The organism is Streptomyces sp. NPDC001606 (genome assembly GCF_053596835.1).
In genome coordinates this window covers 795,694-812,838 of sequence record NZ_JBSFHC010000001.1, presented here as the reverse complement: position 1 = coordinate 812,838, position 17,145 = coordinate 795,694, and the positions used below count along the sequence as shown (strand labels likewise).

Here is a 17,145-nt window from a genome sequence, read left to right as displayed (position 1 = left end):
ACGGATCGGGCAGCGCGTCGGCTGTCGGCCGGACGCCGGCTGCGGTTATGCCCTGTCAGGCAGGTCGGTGCGGTGCTGTTCGAGATCGGTGACACCGTCGAGGTCCACCGTGGCCGTGTACCGGGTGTGCACCCCGTCGGGTCCCGTCTCCTGGGTCAGCTGCCAGTTGTCCGCGAAGCCCCAGCTGCCGCCCGTGTAGACGCCCTTGATCTTTCCGTCCACCGTTCCGACGGCGTCGAAGGGGCCGCCCTGCCAGCGGAAGGTCCAGTGGATGCGGTACCAGGCCTCCAACTGCTCCGGCGCGGCCAGGAAATGCCCGCCGCCCGGGTGACGGGGATCGGCGACGAGATCCTCGGGCCGGTCCTGTCCGGTGCTCAGCGCGACCAGGCCCGAGGCGTCGGCCTCGGCGGCAGCCGGATAGGTCCGGCCGCGGTGGACCGCGTAGGCCTTGGGGCGGAAATGGTCGACCTCGGACAGACGCCGTACCAGGTCGCGCAGCGGCTGGAGCAGATCCTCGCGGTGCTCCGCCAGCTCGGTGACCTCCTGGCGTGGGAACGTACCGCGATACCCGACGACCCGGCGCTTGAGGTGCTCCTTGGCGAAGTGCTCGTCGGAACCGAGGTAGGTGCCGGAGAGCGTCGTGGGCGTCGCGGCGGTGCACTCGAAGGGCTCACCGCGCCAGCGGAACGTCCATGTCACGGCGTACCAGGCTTCGAGGTCGTCCGGCGCAACCGGGTAGCCCACCGACCCGTCGGCGCCCTCGCGCGGCGCGAGGTCCGCGGGTGCGGGGCGGCCGGGCTCCGGCAGCAGCTCGACGTACGGCCACAGACCCGCGGCCGCACGGGCCGGGTAGAGGTCGCCACGGAAGACGGCGACCTCCCCCTTGACCGGGAAGGGGGAGCCCGCAGGGTCAGTCATAGTAATGCCACAGCCCTTCGCTCTTGTCGAAGAAGCCGACCGCCTCTTCGGATCCGTCATCGTGGAGACGCCAGATCTCCGCATGGTCCGGGAAGCCGGTGGGCTTGGCCTCCCACTCGGGGATGCCCCCGCCGGTGTAACCGGTGCCGAGGAACGGTTCGTCCCAGGCCCGTCCCGGGCTCTGACCGGCCATGCCGGCCACGCTGTCGGCCAGATCCTGGTCGCCGACGGCGCCGAGGGTCGGGTCGGCGCGCATGTCGGGCGGTGCGGGGAAGCGCAGCTGGTACGCCTCGGTCGCGCCCGGTGGGACGGGGGACCAGTGGGCATCGCCGAGAGCGAGCCCTTCGCGCAGTTGGTCCATGGTGCGCAGGTCCGCGGTGTCGCAGCCGCGCGCGATGGATCCGCGGAACTCGCCGGGATGGAAGTCGTAGCTGCCGAGCTTCGTGGCGTTGTCCAGGTAGGCCTGCGCGACCTCGGGCTTGACCACCTTGGTCACCATCTGGCCATCGTCGAGCTTGATCCCGTCACGGACCCCGACGACCTCGCGGGCCTGCGGCTCGGTCAGCTCGTTGGTCGGTGCGAGCCGGAGCTTGTCGTGCTCGGAGCGGTCCAGGCCGCGTGCCGCGAGCTGGTCGTCGATCTCCTTCTGGTAGCCGGGGCCGTCGCGCAGCGCTGCGTTGTCGTACTGTCCGGCACCCACCTCGGGCGCTTCGGCCTGCGGCTTGGCCTCCGGCTCGGCCTCTGTCGTGGTGTCGGGTGCGGGTGATTCGGGGGCGTCCGTGGGTGCCGTCGGCTCCGGAGCATCGTCAGCCGCGCGCGCGGCGTCGGTGGGCGACCGCGGCTCCTCGTCGGCCGACTCCGGGCTGTCCGTGGTCGGTTCCGGGGCTTCATCGGTCGACTCCGGGCTGTCGGTCGTGGGATCTGGCGCCTCGTCGGCCGATTCCGGGCTGTCCATCGTCGGTTCCGGTGCCTCGTCAGCCGACTCCCGTCCGTCCATGGCCGGTTCCGGTGCCTCGTCGGCCGATTCCGGGCTGTCCATGGCCGGTTCCGGGGCCTTGTCAGCCGACTCCGGGCTGTCCGTGGTCGGTTCCGGGGCCTTGTCAGCCGACTCCGGGCCGTCCATGGCCGGTTGCGGTGCCTCGTCAACCGACTCCGCTCCCTCCGTTGCCGGTTCCGGGGCCTCGTCGGCCGACTCCGGGCCCTCCACAGCCGGTTCCGGCGCTTCATCCGCCGTATCCGAAGCGTCAGCCGGCGGCTCTGAAGCGTCGGAAGGCATGGGGGGTTCAGGGGCCTCGTCGGACGGGTCCGATCCCTCGTCGGCCGAATCCCGAGCCTCGTCGACCGGGGCTGCCTGTTCCGGCTGCTCCGGCTCTTCCGGTGTGTCGCTCGGGGCCGGGGGCTCCGGGGCTTCCGCGGTCGGGTCCAGGATGTCCGCGGGCGGCTGAGCGGCTTCGGTGCGTTCCGGATCGGCCTCCGCCGCGGGCTCGGGCGCGGACGGTTCGGGGGCGTCCGTGGGTGCCGTCGGTTCCGGGGCCTCATCGTCCGAACCTGCGGCATCCGTGGGCGACTTCGGGGCCTCGGCACCCTGGTCCTGACCGCCCGCACCGGGCTCCGGAGCCTCGTCGGACGAGGGTGCGGGCGTGGGCGCGGTGTCGCCGGAAGGTTCCGGAGCCTCGTCGACCGGTGCAGCCGGTTCCGGTGCCTCATCGGCCGGCCGCGGAGCTTCGGGTGCCGGTGGCGGCTCCTCGCGGGGGCGGTCACTCATGAGGTGGCTTCCAGGACTGCGTGTGTGCGGCAAAAGGCGGACCCAGGACAGCGCTTGCGCTGCCGGGAGGTGTGTCTTCTCGGTCACCGTGACAGGGGCCGACGCCACCTCCGGGCAGCGTAGCAGTTGCTCAACTGGCCATCGGACACAGGTCGCCGGACAGGTCTCCCCGCCCGGCGACCGGTAGGTTCAGGCCGCCACGGGCGTGTAGTGGGAGGCGTCGTCGCCCTCGATGGTGTGGCTGAGCCTGCCGTCGACACCGGCGGGGACATCGCCCGCGACGGTCACCCGGTGCAGCAGGCGCGGGAGGTCGCCGTAGTCGTCGGGGGCGTAGTGCTGGGTGATGCGGTTGTCGAAGAGGACGAGGTCCCCCGGCGTCCAGGCCACCCGTACGATGTTCTCCGGGCGGGTGACGTACGACTGGAAGATGCGCAGCAGGTCGCGGGAGTCGGACGGACCGAGGCCGACGATGCTCTGGGCGAAGCCGCCGATGAACAGGCCGCGCTCGCCGGTCTCGGGGTGGACGCGGACGACGGGGTGCGCGGTGCGGTACTTCCGGGAGACGAACTGCCTGCGGTGTTCGGCGGCCTTCTCGCTCTTCGGTGCGGCGTAGTCGTAGTCGTTGGTGTGCACCGCCCACAGCTTGTCGGCCAGCTCGCGCAGCGGCTCGGGCAGATCGCGGTACGCGGCGGCCGAGTTGGCGATGAGGGTGTTGCCGCCGTAGGGCGGGACCACGATGCTGCGCAGCGTGGACGCCTTCGGAGGCGTACGGACGAAGGTGACGTCCGTGTGCCAGTGGTTGGCGCGGATGCCTTCGTCACCGTCGACGGGCAGGATCTGCGGCCGGCCCTCGACGGACGGCACGGTGGGGTGGGCGGTGGTGAGCTCGCCGAAGAGGGAGGCGAAGCGGAGCTGGCCGGCGTCGTCGAGGTCCTGGTTGCGGAAGACGAGCGCCTTGTGTTCCAGGAGCGCGGAGTTGATCTCGGTGACGACGGCGGGGTCGAGGTCGGTGGAGAGATCCACGCCGATGATCTCGGCGCCGATCCGGCCGCCGATCCTGCGGATGTCGAATCCGGTGCTGGTGGTCATGCGCGGGTGTCCTTTCGAGAGCGATCGGTGCATGCGATCGACCGGTCGGTGATCAGGAGGTGATGGGCAGGGTGGTTTCCGTGGAGCCCGGCGGTGCGAGGGGCGGACCGACGGCGCGCAGGGCGCCGGGTGTGCGGCCGTGTCCCCAGCCGATGTGCCGGCGGTAGCTGCCGAGCTGCCCGGTACGGCTCAGGTACTCCTCGTCGCGGGCGGCGGAGTCGTCGGGCAGCGGGTGTGCCAGGGGCGAGACGTAGAGGGCGTCGGCAGGGCAGTTCGCCTCGCACTGGAAGCAGGTCTGACAGTCGTCGCGACGGGCGAGTACGGGGATGCCGTCCGCGCCCCGGTCGAAGACGTCGGTCGGGCAGACCTTGATGCACTTGTCGCAGGCGATGCATCGCTCCGCCGAGACCAGTTCGATCACGAAGCCACCTCCAGCGATGACGCGGGTGCGAGGGGTGCGGCCGGCGTGCACGGCAGGGGTTCGGCGCGGGTCCATACCCGGTCCAGGCCACCGGTGACGATGCGGTGGTGCTGCCCGGGGTCCTGGTCCGGGAAGTCCAGCCGCTTGGCCATGCCGCGCGTCTCGGTGCGGGCCAGGGCGGCGGTGTACATCCAGCGGGCGTGCGCCGTCATGGCTGCCGCCTGCCTGGCCCGTACGACGTCCCCGCCTCCGGCGTACAGGGAGGCGCGCGACTCCTCCCACACGGTGTCGAGCACCTTTAGTGAGGCCGTGAGCCGGTCACCATGGCGCAGGTAGTTCTTCTCGTACGGGAGCACTTCGGCCTGGACGGCGGCGATGACGTGCCGGAAGCCGTCGGCCGGACCGGGTGCCCCGATGGGCCGGAGTCCGGCTCCGCCCGCCGCCACCAGCCGCCTGGTACCGGCGCGCACACCCAGGGAGCGGGCGTGGCGGGCCGCGCCCCGGCCCGCCCAGGTGCCGGAGGAGATGGCCCAGGCGGCGTTGTGGCTGCCGCCGCCGGTGAAGCCGCCGCAGATCAGCTCGCGGGTCGCGGCATCACCGGCCGCGTACAGCCCGGGGACGGTGGTGGAGCAGTCCTCCCCGGAGACACGGATGCCGCCGGTACCGCGCACGGTGCCCTCGGCGAGGAGCGTGACGGCGAAGAGCTGGGTGAAGGGGTCGATGCCGAGCCGGTCGAAGGTGAGGAAGAAGTTCGGCTGGGCCAGCCGCATCGCCCGCCGGGCGGCCGCGTCGGCCCGGTCCAGCCGGCAGTACACCTTCTCGCTGAGCAGCGTCCGCGCGATCACGGACCTGCCGCCCTGGGCGGCCGCGCCCTCCAGGACGGAGCCGTCCGCCCGGTAGAAGGTCGCGAAGGAGTAGAACGCGGTCTTGGTGACGGAGGTGCCCTCGGGCGCGATGCCGTACGCGTTGGAGAACTCCATCCCCGACAGCTCTGCCCCCGCCTCGGCGGCGAACAGGGCACCGTCGCCGGTGTTGACGTTGCAGCCGAGCGCGCCGCTGAGGAATGCGCAGCCGCCGGTGGCCAGGACGACCGCCCCGGCGCGCACCCGGTACGACTGCCCGGCCTGCCGCCGGTGGCCCCTGGCACCGGCGACGGCGCCGGAGGGGTCGGTGAGCAGTTCGGTGACCGGGCTGTGGTCGAGGATGCGCGCCCCGGCCCGCTGGACGCGGATCCGCATCCTGCGCATGTATTCCGGCCCCTGCAACCCGTTCCTGAGCTGCTTCCCGTCGGGCCCGGTCGGGAAGGGGTAGCGCGCGGCCGCCGCGAGTTCGTTCATGCCGGCGTACGTCTGGTCCAGGACCCGGGCCATCCAGCGTCGGTCGGCCAGGTGTCCGCCCAGGGCCTCCCTGCTCGCCATGGCCGCCTCCCGTGCGGCGGGCTCCGGCGGGACGTACCAGACGCCGGTACCGGCCGAGGCGGTGGCGCCGCTGGTGCCGCAGTAGCCCTTGTCGGCGAGGACCACGTCGGCCCCGTCCTGCGCCGCCTTGAGCGCGGCCCAGGTGGCCGCGGGGCCGCCGCCGACCACCAGGACGTCGGCGGTGAGGTCCAGCCCGCTCATACCGGTTGCCTCTCTTCGGCGGCTGCCGCGACCAGCCGGTTGGCGGGGCGGGCCAGGCCGTAGTGGTCGCGCAGGGTGCGGCCGGTGTACTCGGTGCGGAACAGGCCGCGCCGCTGGAGGAGCGGCACCACGTGGTCGACGAAGTCGTCCAGGCCGCCCGGCAGATGGGGCGGCATGATGTTGAAGCCGTCGGCGGCGCCCTGGGTGAACCACTCCTCGAGCTGGTCGGCCACCTGCTCGGGGGTGCCGGCGAAGACGCGGTGGCCGCGCCCGGCACCGAGACGGGCGATGAGCTGGCGCAGGGTGAGGCCGTCGCGCCGGGCGAGTTCGGCGACCAGGGTGAACCGGCTCTTGTTGCCGTTGATGTCCCGTTCCTCGGGCAGGTCGGGCAGCGGTCCGTCCAGGGGCAGCCCGGTCAGGTCGGTGCCGAGCATCCCGGAGAGCTGGGCGAGCCCGTACTCGGGGACCTGGAGTTCGGTCAGCTCCCGCTCCAGCGCCCGGGCCTCGGCCTCGGTCGAGCCGATGACGGGGGCGATGCCCGGCAGGATCAGCAACTGGTCCACCGTACGGCCGTAGCGGGCCAGCCGGGACTTGAGGTCCTTGTAGAAGGACTGGGCGTCGGCGAGGGTCTGCTGGGCGGTGAAGACCGCCTCGGCGTACCGGGCGGCGAACTCCTTGCCGTCCTCCGAGGAGCCCGCCTGCACCAGCAGCGGATATCCCTGGGGTGGGCGGGGCACGTTGAGGGGGCCCTGCACGCCGAAGTACTCCCCGCGGTGGTTGATCGCCCGCACCTTGTCGGCGTCGGCGTAGACGCCGCGCTCACGGTCGAGCAGGATCGCCCCGTCCTCCCAGCTGTCCCACAGCTTGGTGGCGACCTCGACGAACTCCCGTGCCCGCTCGTAGCGCAGCCGGTGTTCCAGATGCTCGTCCTGCCCGAAGTTGCGGGCCTCGTCCACCGTTCCGGAGGTGACGATGTTCCAGCCCGCCCGGCCACCGCTGATGTGGTCCAGGGAGGCGAACTTGCGGGCGGTATGGTAGGGCTCGTTGAAGGTCGTGGAGACGGTGGCGATCAGGCCGACGTGCTCCGTGACGGCCGCCAGGGCGGACAGCAGGGTCAGCGGTTCGAAGCCGCCGAGCGCGTTGTGCCGGACCTTGCCCCACAGCGCGAGGCCGTCGGCGAGGAAGACCGAGTCGAGCAGGCCGCGCTCGGCGGTCTGCGCGAGCTGCTGGAAGTAGCGCAGATCGGTGACGCGTTCCGGCTGGGTGCGGGGGTGCCGCCAGGCGGCGTCGTGGTGGCCGGCGTTCATCAGGAAGGCGTTGAGGTGCAGCTGACGGGGGGCGGTGGCGGTCATGGGGTACCTCGGTCGGTGGAGTAGGGCCGATGGGTGCACAGCGGACGCCGGGCGCGCGAGCCGTCGCGGTCCCTGAGCCGGATCGCTCGTACGACGGGACCGGGAGGCGGCGGGACGGACCGACGGCGGGACAGGCCGACGGCCGGGTCAGCCGCCCGCGGGCACCCGCCAGGACGTGAGCCGTCGCTCGACGGCGACCAGAACCTGGTTGAAGGCCACGCCTATGGCGGCGATCGTGAGGATCCCGGCGTACATCTGCGGGATCGCGAAGTTGTACTGCGAGGCGTTGATCAGATAGCCGAGGCCCGCCTTGGCGCCCACCATCTCGGCGGCCACCAGGACCAGGATGGACGCCGCTCCGGCCAGCCGGATGCCGGTGAAGACCACCGGCACCGAGGCGGGCAGGATGACCTTCTGGAACAGGCGCGGTGCGGACAGGTCCATCGACTTCGCCAGCTTCAGCAGGGTCGGGTCGACGGTGCGCACCGCGCTGATCGTGTTGAGCAGGATCGGCCAGGTGCACGCGTACACCACGATGGAGATCTTCGAGGTCTCGCCGATGCCCAGCAACAGCACGAACACCGGCAGCAGGGCGAGAGCCGCGGTGTTGCGGAAGACCTCCAGCAGCGGTCCGAGAAGGTCGGCGACGGGCCGGTACCAGCCGATCAGCAGGCCGAGCGGAACCGCGACGGCCACGGCGATGCCGAATCCGCTGAAGGAGCGGACCAGGCTGGCGCGTGCGTTGTCGGCGAGCCGGCCGTCGGCTGCCAGCCCCCACCAGGCGCGGGCGACCTCGCTGAACGGCGGCAGAAAGGTCCGGTCGACCAGGCCGAGCCGTGGCGCGGTCTCCCACAGGATCAGCAGGGCCACGATCGCCACGGACTTGGTCGCCCCCTTCACCAGGAGGGACGGCAGGCGCGACGCCGCGCGGCGCGCCCGGGCCGTGGGGGAGGGGCCGCGGTGTACGGCCGGTGCCTCGGGGGCCCGTGAGGGGGTGGGCGCCGCAGCGGAGGAAGGAGGCGGGACGGGCGCGGTGGTGCTCGCAGTCCCCGGCACTGCGGTGGTGCCGGTGGTCGTGCCGGTCGTGGGGCTCATACGGAAGCCTCCTCCTTCTCCAACTGCTGGGCCCTGGCCACCTCGTCGTGCAGCAGCGACCAGATCTCGTGCCGGTAGCGGGCGAACTCGGGACTGGAGCGGAGGTCGTCCGTCGCCGTGCGGGCGTCGAAGGCGACCGGCACGATCTGCTTGATACGGCCGGGCCTCGATGTCATGACGGCGACGCGCTGTCCCAGGTAGACGGCCTCGTCGATGCCGTGCGTGATGAAGACGACGGTCTTGCCGGTGCGCTGCCAGATCCGCAGCAGTTCGTCCTGGAGCGACTCCCGGGTCTGCGCGTCCAGCGCGGCGAACGGCTCGTCCATCAGCAGCACATCGGGGTCGTAGGCGAGACTGCGGGCGATCGCCACCCGCTGCCGCATCCCGCCCGACAGCTCGTGCGGATGCCGGCTCTCGAACCCGGTCAGGCCCACCAGGTCGAGGAACTCCCGGGCGCGCGCGGCGCGTTGACGCCGCGGGACACCGGTGGCCTCAAGACCGAACTCGACGTTGCCCAGCGCCGTTCGCCACGGCAGCAGCGCGTACTGCTGGAAGACGATGCCGCGGTCCAGGCCCGGCCCGGTGACCGGTGTGCCGTCCAGCAGGATCTGTCCGCCGGTGGGCTGGGCGAGGCCGCCGAGGAGGTCGAGCAGGGTCGACTTCCCGCAGCCGCTGGGGCCGACCACGACGATGAACTCGCCGGCCGCCACCTCCAGGTCGATGCCGTCCAGGGCGGTGAACCGGGACCCCTGCCCGGTCGGATGCGGCCCCCGGTCCCTGACGGCGAACTCCTTGCGCACCTGCCGCAGAGCAATCTTCGGCGTGATGGTTTCCGGCATGGGTCAGCTCCCGCTGGTCGAGGAGGAAGAAGCCGCGCTGAACTCGTTGGTGTAGAGATCGGCCGCCTTGACCTGGCCCTTCTTGATGTCTCCGCGCTCGGCCAGCCAGTCGATCCACAGCTGGAACTCCTTGTCGGTGATCCGGCCCGCCGTCTCGGCGACGCCGAAGGAGCGCCAGTACTTCAGCGGCGCGGTGTCCTCCTCGCGGCCGCGCTTCTTCACGATGTCCGTCATCCGGGCGACGACCTCGCCGCGCGGAGTGGAGCGGGCCCACTCGATGGCCTTTCCGACCCCGGTGACGAAGGCCCGGGCCGTGTCGGGGTTCTGCTTCAGGAAGCGGTCGGTCATCACATAGGTGCCGGCGCTGAACGCGCCGAGCAGCTGGTAGTCGGTGAACAGCGGCCGGATGCCGCCGGCTGCCAGGGCCTTGTCGCGCAGGATGCCGCCGAGTACGGCCACGTCTATCTGCTTCTGGCGCAGTGTCTGCTCGGTGTTGACCGGAGGCACCACCAGAGGCTCGACCTTGTCGATCTCCGCCCGGGACAGACCGCCGCGCTGGAGATAGATGTCGAGCATCGCCTCGGCATGGGCGCCGAGGGTGTTCATGCCGACCTTCTTGCCGATCAGGTCCCTGGCCGACCGGATCGGGCTGTCCTCGGACACGTAGAAGCCGTTGTAGGCGTACTTGTCGGAGCCGTAGTAGCTGATGACGGCCTTCACGGGGGCCCCGTTCGCCGCGAGTTTCACGACCGCGCCGTTGAAGGCCCCGCCGAAGTCGACCTGGCCCGTGGCCGCGGACTGGATGTCCTGCGGCCCGCTGATCGTGTTGCCGATCCACTTCAGCTTCACGTCGCCCAGGTAGCCGAGGTCCTCGGCCAGCTCCGGCAGGATGACCTGGCCCGCCCAGCCCTGGTAGCGCAGCGTCGTGGTTCCTCCCTTCCCCGAGGAAGCTCCGCTCGCGTTCGTGCCACAGCTCACGGCCACCGCCGAAAGGCCGAGCAGAGAGAGAAACTGGCGTCGAGTCGATGCCGTCGTGCCCATGGATGGGTCCTGTTCGAGTTCGATGGAGCGACTGGAGTGCGTACGGCGATTGCCGAATATGGTGAACAGAGCGCACAAGCCCAGCGGAAATGGCTGTGGGGGGCCCGGGAATTGCGCAGACACGGCCTGACAGAGAGGCCGATGCGTGAAATGAAGCGCGGGTGAGCTGCGTCTGTCAGCGGGTACAGAGACCGGCGGGACAGAGGGCGGAGAGGTTCTCGAACGTGCTCACAGCCAAGAGACTTGCAGCGGAATTCGGCCAAGTCAACGGCGCTTGCGTGGCGGTCTCATATTCTCAACGTTCGACATGTGGGTGAAGTACTGCGTTCACAATCTCCGGCTTTCCGTCCGGTATTCGGGCCGTGGTTGACGAGACGCGAGACGTCCTGCTCAAGTAATGGCAACCCCTGGGAGGAAGCCGATGAGTGAGGTCATGGTGGATGTCCACGGCGTCCACAAGAGCTTCGGCCCGCTGGACGTGCTCCGCGGCGTCGACCTGAAGGTCCGCACCGGCGAGGTCACCGTGATCCTCGGCCCGTCCGGCTCCGGAAAGTCCACCCTGCTGCGCACCATCAACCACCTGGAGAAGGTGGACCGTGGCTGGATCAGCATCGACGGCGAACTCATCGGCTACCGCCGCGCGGGTGACAAGCTGCACGAGCTGAGGGAGAGGGACGTACTGAAACAGCGCACCCACATCGGGTTCGTGTTCCAGAACTTCAACCTCTTCCCGCATCTGACCGTGCTGGAGAACCTCGTCGAGGCCCCCGTCTCCGTGCTGCGCCGGCCCCGCGGAGAGGCGGCGGACACGGCCCGTCGGCTGCTGGCGCGGGTCGGCCTCGCCGACAAGGCCGACGCCTACCCGCGGCAGCTCTCCGGCGGCCAGCAGCAGCGCGTGGCCATCGCCCGCGCGCTCGCCCTCGAACCGAAGGTGCTGCTCTTCGACGAGCCCACCTCGGCGCTCGACCCGGAACTGGTCGGCGAGGTCCTCGACGTCATCAAGGACCTCGCCCGTACCGGGACGACCATGATCGTCGTCACTCACGAGATCGGCTTCGCCCGCGAGGTCGCCGACACCGTGGTGTTCATGGACGGCGGAGTCGTCGTGGAGCAGGGGCCGCCCGCGGCCGTGCTGGACGCCCCGCGGCAGGACCGCACCCGCGCCTTCCTCTCCAAGGTCCTCTGACCGCCCCTCCCCTCGGTGTCCGATGGCGGCCGCGACGGCACCAGAACGACCGTCGTCACAGTGCCCGCGCCGCATAGGCCCTGACGTCCGCGTCCGAGTCCGCCGTCGCCGTGGCCAGGGCCGCTCGGGCTTCCTCGGCGGCGCGGTGCCGGGTCAGGGCCAGTACGGCGGCCTTCCGGACGTCGGCGTTGGGATCGGCCACGGCCTTGGCGAGCGCGGGGACGGCCACGTCGGGGTCCGCGGCGGACAGCGCGGCGGCGGCGCCGGCCCGCACCTGCCAGGCGGGGTCGGACAGCGCGGACTCGGCCTGCACGGCGAGCGGCGCCGGGCAGCCGGCCGTGCCCAGGGCCTCGTAGGCCACGCCGCGCACCAGGGCGTCGGGATCGCCGGCCAGCCCGGCGAGGGCCGCGTGGATCACGTCCGGGTCCCGGCCCGGCGCCACGCCGGCCAGGGCCTTGGCGATCGTGACGCGGACCTCGCGGGACGGCTCGGTGGCCGCCTCGCGGGCGACCTCCGCGACGGCGTCGACCGACACCAGCGCCCGCACGGCCGCGATGCGGACGGCGATGTCGGCGTCGGACAGGAAGGCCGCGAACAGGTCCGCGTCCCCGGCGCGCAGGCCGCGCAGAATGTCGAGTGCGGCCGCACGGACGACAGGATCGGCCTGGGAGAGGGCGGTGACGAGACCGTCCCGCAGCACAGGTTCCGGGGTCAGCGTCTCGGCCAGTTCCCGCAGGGAGGCGGCCGCGGCGGCGCGGACGCCGGCGTCGGTGTCGGCGAGCGCCGCGGCCAGTGCCGCTCCGGTGCCCGGCGGTGTGGTTTCCGTCAGGACGGCGATGGCCGTTCGGCGGACGGCGGGCTCGGGGTCGGTCAAGTAGGGGCCGAGTGTGGCGAGTTCCGGTTGGTCCTCCGTGAGGGCGAGGAGTTCCAGGAGACGCGGCGTGGCCGGTGCCTCCGCCTCCGTACCGGGGCGGGCAGCCGTGGCCGCGCGAGCGGGGTCCGGCCGCGTCGTCGCCGGGGCCGCCTGCGGGGGTCCCGCCGTCGCCACCTGCTCCGGGTGGACTTCGCCGAGGTGCCGTGAGGGGCCGCCGACCGGGGTGAAGCCGGGTACCGGCACCGGATAGGGCGCCACCGGGCGTGCCGTGAACTCCATCGCGCCGGACGGTGACTTGCGCAGGTCGAGGTGGTGGAACCAGGACGCGTCGTCACGGTCGGGGTGGTCGAGACGGTCGTGGTAGAGGCCCCAGCGGGATTCCGTGCGGGCCAGGGAGGCGCGGGCGGCCATCTCCGCGCAGTCGCGGATGAACGTGACCTCCGCGCACCGCATCAGCTCGTGCGGGGTGCGCGCCCCCATCGCGGCGATGTCGGCGCGCATCCGCTCGAACGCCTCCAGGGCGAGGGACAGCCGGGCGCCGGACTTGGGCGGCGCCACGTAGTCGTTCACGAAGCGGCGCAGCTTGTACTCGACCTGGGGCTGCGGAGGGCCGTCGGGGTTGCGCAGCGGGCGGTAGATCAGCTCGTGCGCCTCGCGCAGTTGCCCGGCGGGGACTTCCCCTCGATAGGGCCTGTACTGGGCGGCGTCCGCGCCCGCCAGGTCGCCGAAGACGAACGCGCCGATCATGTAGTTGTGCGGTACGCAGGCCAGGTCGCCGGCGGCGTACAGGCGCGGGACGGTCGTACGGGCGTGGTCGTCGACGCGGACGCCGGAGGCGGAGTGGCCGCCGCACAGGCCGATCTCGGAGATGTGCATCTCGACGTCGTGGGTGCGGTAGTCGTGGCCGCGGCCGGCGTGGAAGCTGCCGCGGGTGGGCCGCTCGGTGGAGTGCAGGATCGACTCCAGGGCCGTGATCGACTCCTCGGGGAGGTGGCTCAGCTTCAGGTACACCGGGCCGCGGTCCGACGCCACCTCCGCGGCGAACTCCGCCATCATCTGGCCCGACCAGTAATCGGAGTCGACGAAGCGTTCCCCGTGCCGGTTGACCTGGTAGCCGCCGAACGGGTTGGCGACGTAGGCGCAGGCCGGGCCGTTGTAGTCCTTGATCAGCGGGTTGATCTGGAAGCACTCGATGCCGGTCAGTTCCGCGCCCGCGTGGTACGCCATCGCGTAGCCGTCGCCTGCGTTGGTCGGGTTCTCGTAGGTGCCGTACAGGTAGCCGGACGCGGGCAGGCCGAGCCGGCCGCACGCGCCGGTCGCCAGGATCACGGCGCCTGCGCGCACCACCACGAACGCGCCCGTGCGGGTGTGGAAGCCGGCCGCCCCCACCGCCCGGCCCTCGGCGGTGAGCACGCGGACCGGCATCACGCGGTTCTCGATCCGGATCCGTTCGCGCATCTCCCGCCGCCGCAGCTGCCGGTACAGGACCTTCTTGACGTCCTTGCCCTCCGGCATCGGCAGCACGTACGAGCCGGAGCGGTGGACCTGGCGCACCGCGTACTCGCCGTGCTCGTCCTTCTCGAACTTGACGCCGTACGACTCCAGTCGCTGCACCATGGCGAAGCCGCGGGTGGCGGTCTGGCGGACGGTGGTCTGGTCGACGATGCCGTCGTTGGCGCGGGTGATCTCGGCGACGTAGTCGTCGGGTTCGGCGCGGCCCGGGACGACCGCGTTGTTGACGCCGTCCATGCCCATCGCGAGTGCGCCGGAGTGACGTACGTGCGCCTTCTCCAGCAGCAGGACGTCCGCACCGTGCTCGGCGGCGGTCAGCGCCGCCATGGTGCCGGCCGTGCCGCCCCCGATCACGAGGACGTCGCAGGTCAGCTCCTCGGCGTCGGTGAGTGCCGGGATCTCCAGAGGGGTGTCCACCAGGGTGCCTTTCAAGAACCGAGTGACGTGAGGATGTCGCGCCGCAGCGCGGTGCGCGCCGGATCGTCGTGCGCGCCGCGCTCGCGCGGGCGCGGTACGTCCCGTACGGCGACGAGGCGGCCCGCCCCGAGCACGGCCACGCGGTCGCCGAGGAACAGGGCCTCGTCGACGTCGTGGGTGACGAAGGCGACCGTCGCGCCCGTCCCGCGCAACACCTCCACCAGCAGGTCCTGCATGCCGGCGCGGGTCTGGGCGTCGAGGCCGCCGAAGGGTTCGTCCATCAGGAGGGCGCGTGGGCGTCCGGCGAGGGCGCGGGCCAGCTGGGTGCGCTGGCGCTGACCGCCGGAGACGCGGTGCGGCAGCTGCCGGGCCCGGTCGGCGAGTCCCACCCGTGCCAGCCAGATCTCGGCCTGTTCCCTGCGCCCCGCGCGGGGCAGGCCCTGGATGGCGAGGGGCAGTTCGACGTTGGCGCGCAGAGTGCGCCAGGGCAGCAGGGCGTCCTCCTGGAAGACCAGGGCCCGGTCCGCACCCGGGGCGGTCACCGGCCGGCCGTCCTGTTCCACCGCCCCGTCCAGCGGGGGCAACAGCCCGGCCCAGGTGCGCAGCAGCGTCGACTTCCCGCAGCCGGAGGGGCCGACGACGGTGAGGATCTCGCCCGCGGCGACGTCCAGGTCGACGTCGGCCACGGCGGGGGCGCCCGGCCGGCCGAGCACGGCGCCGCGCAGGGTGAGGCGGGCGCCGCGCGGGGCCGCCGGACCGCCCCTCGCCCCGGCCGGTCGGGTCTCAGACGAGGTGCTCATCGCGTGCCTCCTCGGCCGGTGCGGGTTCGGTGGGGGACGTGACGGTCAGGGCCCGGGCCGGCCGGGGCCGGGGCCGTGTGCCGGGTACGTACGACGTGCGCGGCAGCCAGCGGGTGAGGCGGCGGCCGAGCAGTTCGACGGCGGTGGAGGTGAGCCAGCCCAGCAGGCCGATGGTGACCATGCCGACGAAGACGCCCGGGTAGTTGACGATCGTGTAGTCCTGCCAGGTGCGGTACCCGACGCCGTACTGGCCGGAAATCATCTCGGCTGAGATCACACAGATCCAGGACACGCCGATGCCGACGGAGAGGCCGCCGAAGATGCCGGGCAGTGCGCCGGGCAGGACGACGGAGCGGAGGATCCGCCACCGGCTGCCGCCCATGGTGCGTACCGCCTCCTCCCATACCGGGGTCAGGGCGCGCACCGCGTGCCGGGTGGAGACCAGCACGGGGAAGTAGGCCGCGGTGAAGGTGATGAAGACGATGCCCTGCTCGTTGGAGGGGAAGGCGAGGATCGCGACCGGGACCAGGGCGATGGCGGGGATGGGCCGCACCACCTCCAGGACCGGACCGAGCAGGTCCTCGGCGAGCCGCGAGCGTGCCACGAGCACGCCGGTGGCCACGCCCAGGACGGCGGCGAGGAGGAAGCCCGTCAGGATCCGGGTGAGGCTGTCGGTGAGGTCGGTCCAGTAGTCGGCGCCGGACAGCCGGTCGGCGAAGGTCCGGGCGACGTCGGTCACCGTCGGGAACTGCGAGAAGCGCACCCACACGTCCACATGGAGTGCGGTCAGCAGCTGCCACAGGCCGAGAGCGGTGGCCAGCGAGCCGGCCCGCAGCGCGAGCCGTCCCGTCCGCCGGGGGTACCCGCTCATGAGGCCCGCCCCAGGGCGTCCGCGTAGGTGATCACCCGGGCCCCGCTGTGACCGGCCACATAGGCCTGTGCGGTGGCCGGGGCGACGAAGGGCAGCAGCTGCTCGCCGTCCGCCACCCAGACGGCCTTGTCGGCGAACCAGAGGGTGCCGGTCGTGGCGTCGGGGACATAGGCCGCGCGGATGCCGTCCTGGTGCCGGGCGACGTAGGCCAGCAGCCGGGCGGGGGACGTGAAACTCCGGGTCTTCGGGGCCCCCTTGGGCCAGACCTCGCTCCCGGCGGCGGGCGGGGCCGCCGCGAGCCGCTTGGCGTAGCCGGCGCCGAGGGCCTTCCTGACGTACCGGTCGTCGACGAAGGCCTTCACGTCGATGTCGCCGGTCAGCTTGGCCGCCTTCAGCACCGACACGTCCTGCTCGAGCGCGGAGACGAGCTGCGGTTTGACGGCGGGGTCGAACGTGGCGATGCCGTGGGCGCCGTTGTAGAGGTAGACGACCTCGGCGGGCAGGCCGGTGGCCTTCGCGACCTTCTCGGCGGCGTCCACCGGACGGGCGTTGAGGTAGTCGGTCGCTTCCGCCTGGGCCTTCAGGAACGCCTCCAGCACGGCGGGGTGCTGCCGGGCGAAGTCCTCGCGGGCGGTGACGCCGTGGAAGGTGGGCAGGTTCAGCTGGGCGCCGTCGTACAGGGCCTTCGCCTTGCCCTGGTAGGCGAGCAGGCCCGGCCAGGCCACGAACTGCGACAGTGCGTCCACGCTCCCCGCCGAGAGGGCCGACGCGCCCACCGCGGGCTGCTGGTTCAGCTTCTCGATCCCCGTGTCCGGCGCGATGCCGGCCCGTTGCAGGGCCCGCACCAGGGTGCCGTCGGCGGCCGAGCCGACGCTCGTGGAAACCCTCCTGCCCTTCAGGCCGTCCAGGGACGTGAGGGTGGACTTCGGTGCGACGACGACCGTGTTCAGGCCGCCCTTGAGGTTGTAGCCGGTGACCGAGACCAGGTGGGTGGGCCGGCCCAGCTGCTTGCCGCGGGCCGCGTTGATGAGCAGCGGAAAGTCCCCCATCGAGCCGATGTCGATCTTCCCGGCGGTCATCTGGGCCGTGATGGGTGCGCCGGTGGCGTAGTCCTGCCAGTCGACCTTGTACGTCTTTCCGTCATGAAGGGCGTCGAGCTGCTTCTCGAAGTAGCCGAGGGAGCGCAGGAGGGTGCCGGCGGTGACGGTGTTGATGGTCTTGGACTGGTATCCGACGGTGACGGTGACCGTGGAGCCGCCACCCGCCTCGGCGCTGCCGCCGCAGCCGGACAGGGGGAGCAGCAGAGCGGATGCGGCGAGTGCGACTGCCGTGCGTTTCATGGGAGT

14 protein-coding genes are annotated in these 17,145 nt (G+C 71.9%); 1 reads left to right on the top strand and 13 read right to left on the bottom strand.

Going from position 1 to position 17,145, the window contains the following annotated elements; genetic code table 11:
* Nucleotides 1–45: 45 nt before the first annotated feature.
* From ACWCV9_RS03555 to ACWCV9_RS03515, 9 genes are all read right to left on the bottom strand, one after another.
* Nucleotides 46–918 carry a hypothetical protein gene (locus ACWCV9_RS03555; protein ID WP_450784054.1) on the bottom strand — a complete coding sequence of 291 codons (873 nt, stop codon included), beginning with the start codon at nt 916–918 and terminating at the stop codon, nt 46–48.
* Nucleotides 911–1,957, bottom strand: a complete 1,047-nt coding sequence (locus ACWCV9_RS03550) for a hypothetical protein (protein ID WP_450784053.1) — start codon at nt 1,955–1,957, stop codon at nt 911–913. The genes ACWCV9_RS03555 and ACWCV9_RS03550 overlap by 8 nt, the downstream gene beginning before the upstream one ends.
* 915 nt (nt 1,958–2,872) lie before the next feature.
* Nucleotides 2,873–3,772: a TauD/TfdA dioxygenase family protein gene (locus ACWCV9_RS03545; RefSeq protein ID WP_450784052.1), complete on the bottom strand. Its 900-nt coding sequence runs from the start codon at nt 3,770–3,772 to the stop codon at nt 2,873–2,875.
* Between the two features lie 52 nt (nt 3,773–3,824).
* Nucleotides 3,825–4,193, bottom strand: coding sequence for a 4Fe-4S dicluster domain-containing protein (locus tag ACWCV9_RS03540; protein ID WP_450784051.1), 369 nt, complete (start codon nt 4,191–4,193; stop codon nt 3,825–3,827).
* Nucleotides 4,190–5,812 carry an FAD-dependent oxidoreductase gene (locus ACWCV9_RS03535; protein ID WP_450784050.1) on the bottom strand — a complete coding sequence of 541 codons (1,623 nt, stop codon included), beginning with the start codon at nt 5,810–5,812 and terminating at the stop codon, nt 4,190–4,192. Before ACWCV9_RS03535 ends, ACWCV9_RS03540 begins: the two co-directional genes overlap by 4 nt.
* The gene (locus tag ACWCV9_RS03530) at nt 5,809–7,164 is read right to left on the bottom strand and encodes an LLM class flavin-dependent oxidoreductase (protein WP_450784049.1); all 1,356 of its coding nucleotides are present in this window, start codon (nt 7,162–7,164) and stop codon (nt 5,809–5,811) included. Before ACWCV9_RS03530 ends, ACWCV9_RS03535 begins: the two co-directional genes overlap by 4 nt.
* Nucleotides 7,165–7,311: 147 nt before the next feature.
* Nucleotides 7,312–8,259 carry an ABC transporter permease gene (locus tag ACWCV9_RS03525; protein ID WP_450784048.1) on the bottom strand — a complete coding sequence of 316 codons (948 nt, stop codon included), beginning with the start codon at nt 8,257–8,259 and terminating at the stop codon, nt 7,312–7,314.
* Entirely contained in the window at nt 8,256–9,098 is an 843-nt protein-coding gene (locus tag ACWCV9_RS03520; RefSeq protein ID WP_450784047.1) for an ABC transporter ATP-binding protein, read from the bottom strand. Before ACWCV9_RS03520 ends, ACWCV9_RS03525 begins: the two co-directional genes overlap by 4 nt.
* A gap of 3 nt (nt 9,099–9,101) precedes the next feature.
* Nucleotides 9,102–10,139 carry an ABC transporter substrate-binding protein gene (locus tag ACWCV9_RS03515; RefSeq protein ID WP_450784046.1) on the bottom strand — a complete coding sequence of 346 codons (1,038 nt, stop codon included), beginning with the start codon at nt 10,137–10,139 and terminating at the stop codon, nt 9,102–9,104.
* Between the two features lie 421 nt (nt 10,140–10,560).
* On the opposite strand from ACWCV9_RS03515, the gene ACWCV9_RS03510 reads away from it, so the two are divergent.
* Nucleotides 10,561–11,325 (top strand): amino acid ABC transporter ATP-binding protein, encoded by a 765-nt coding sequence (locus tag ACWCV9_RS03510; RefSeq protein WP_385846306.1) that lies wholly within the window; start codon nt 10,561–10,563, stop codon nt 11,323–11,325.
* A 55-nt stretch (nt 11,326–11,380) separates the two neighbouring features.
* On the opposite strand, the gene ACWCV9_RS03505 is transcribed toward ACWCV9_RS03510, so the two are convergent.
* The 4 genes from ACWCV9_RS03505 to ACWCV9_RS03490 are packed head-to-tail and all read right to left on the bottom strand — an operon-like array spanning nt 11,381 to nt 17,139.
* Complete coding sequence (locus ACWCV9_RS03505; RefSeq protein WP_450784045.1) at nt 11,381–14,128, bottom strand: fumarate reductase/succinate dehydrogenase flavoprotein subunit; 2,748 nt, start codon at nt 14,126–14,128, stop codon at nt 11,381–11,383.
* 11 nt (nt 14,129–14,139) lie between these two features.
* Entirely contained in the window at nt 14,140–14,928 is a 789-nt protein-coding gene (locus tag ACWCV9_RS03500; protein ID WP_450784044.1) for an ABC transporter ATP-binding protein, read from the bottom strand.
* Nucleotides 14,912–15,799 carry an ABC transporter permease gene (locus tag ACWCV9_RS03495; RefSeq protein WP_450784043.1) on the bottom strand — a complete coding sequence of 296 codons (888 nt, stop codon included), beginning with the start codon at nt 15,797–15,799 and terminating at the stop codon, nt 14,912–14,914. The genes ACWCV9_RS03500 and ACWCV9_RS03495 overlap by 17 nt, the downstream gene beginning before the upstream one ends.
* A complete protein-coding gene (locus tag ACWCV9_RS03490; protein WP_450784042.1) occupies nt 15,796–17,139 on the bottom strand; it encodes an ABC transporter substrate-binding protein in 1,344 nt (447 codons plus the stop codon). The genes ACWCV9_RS03495 and ACWCV9_RS03490 overlap by 4 nt, the downstream gene beginning before the upstream one ends.
* Between the last annotated feature and the right edge of the window lie 6 nt (nt 17,140–17,145).